Source organism: Halorubrum sp. SD612, from assembly GCF_002135005.1.
Genome location: NZ_NEWI01000338.1, coordinates 1 through 1,620, shown reverse-complemented (window position 1 = coordinate 1,620; position 1,620 = coordinate 1). Strand labels below are relative to the sequence as shown.

At 67.2% G+C, this 1,620-nt stretch carries 2 protein-coding genes; both read right to left on the bottom strand.

Annotation, left to right across the window (positions count from 1 at the left end):
• On the bottom strand, positions 1 to 1,033 hold a 1,033-nt coding region (locus B9G38_RS17110), incomplete at its 3' end, for an ABC transporter ATP-binding protein (RefSeq protein ID WP_143415617.1).
• Positions 1,034 to 1,170: 137 nt separating this feature from the next.
• A complete protein-coding gene (locus B9G38_RS17105; RefSeq protein ID WP_086221161.1) occupies positions 1,171 to 1,449 on the bottom strand; it encodes a hypothetical protein in 279 nt (92 codons plus the stop codon).
• Positions 1,450 to 1,620: the final 171 nt, after the last annotated feature.

Genomic DNA, 1,620 nt, shown 5'->3' with positions numbered 1-1,620 from the left:
TGATGATCTGCCCGAACTGCGCCATCGGCCAGATGAACCGCTGGGTGTAGAGGATGAACACGACGAACATCCCGACCGAGAGGTCGCCGGTGAACGGTCCCGGCGGCGTCTCCTGGAACACCCAGAGCCCGCCCACGACGAACGTGAGGACGAAGCCGATGCCGGCGAGCACGCGGAGCGCCGGGAAGAACTTGATCCGGGTCGTGATCGCGTCCCAGTTGGCGTCGAAGTAGTCCATCGAGACGTCGTCGACGCGGTCGGACTCGTACGGCTCCGTGTTCGACGACTTGATGACCTGGATCCCGCCGAGGTTGTTCTCCAGCCGGGAGTTCATCTTCCCGACCGACGAGCGCACCTCGGCGTACTTCGGCTGGATGATCCTGATGAACAGGTAGGTGAACCCGCCGATGATCGGCACCGGCAGCAGCGCGACGAGGGCGAGCTGCCAGTTGATCCAGAAGAGGAGGACGCCGATGCCGAGGACCATCACCGACAGCCGGAACAGGGAGTTCATGCCGTCGTTCAAGAACCGTTCGAGCCGGTTCACGTCGTTCGAGAGGATGGACATCATCTCCCCGGTCTGCTTGTCCGAGAAGAACTCCATGTTGAGCCGCTGCATCTTGTCGTAGGTGTCCGTCCGGACGTCGTGCTGGATGTTCTGGGCGAAGGCGTTGAACCCCCAGTTGCGGACCCAGTGGAAGCCGGCGCCGATCCCGAACGCGCCGCCGATGACGGCGATGGTGAACCAGAACTGCTCGGTCTGAGCCGTCGGGAGCCACGCGTCGGGGAGGACGACCAGCGGGATCTGCTCGCTGAACAGGGCGTCCTCGTAGAACACGGCGTCGATGGCGATCCCGAGCATGAGCGGCGGGAGCAGGTCGAGCAGGCGCGCGAACACGCTCGCGAACACCCCGACCGCCACCTGCGGGACGTAGTCGCGGCCGTACTCGACGAACAGCCGCTTCATCGGATTCTCTACCTTGTCCCGCTGCTCCTCGAAGGGATCGTCTTCCTCCCAGTCGACGCCACTCATCACGCGTCCGTATCGGTCAGGGCGGCAAATAGGTTTCCTTCGAACCGAAATACATCGGCAGGAAACGCCGGTAACACGCGTTCAATCGGGCGATCTCGTCCTCGCCGGCCTCGGACCGCCCCGCCCTCGGGGCGGACTCAGAGGTCGCGTCGCTCGACCGCGGGATCGATCCCGGCCTCGTCGAGGTCGTCTCGAACGCGACGCCGGAGCGGGTCCGGCACGTCGTCGCGCGGGACCGGGGCGGCCGTTCCGCCCTCGTCCTCGTCGGTCGGGACGGACCAGTAGAGGACGTGGTCCGTCTCGGCGTAGAACTCCACCGCGAACCGGTCGCGGCCGCCCTCGTAGTGGACGCGGGCGGCCGCGCCCTCCGCGCGCCACCCCTCCTGTCTGACCAAGGCGGCGATCGGCTCTCGCATGGCCGCCCTCGGGCGGCCGGACTCATGTGGGTGTCGGCCGCGATGCCGGGCCGAGCGGCCGCGGGCGCTACACCCCGCGCCGGCCGCATCGCCACCGGTTTACAACCGCCGCCCCGACGACTCGCCATGTCTCTTCGCGTCCCGTTCCTCGGGACGGGCGGCGCCGTCCCG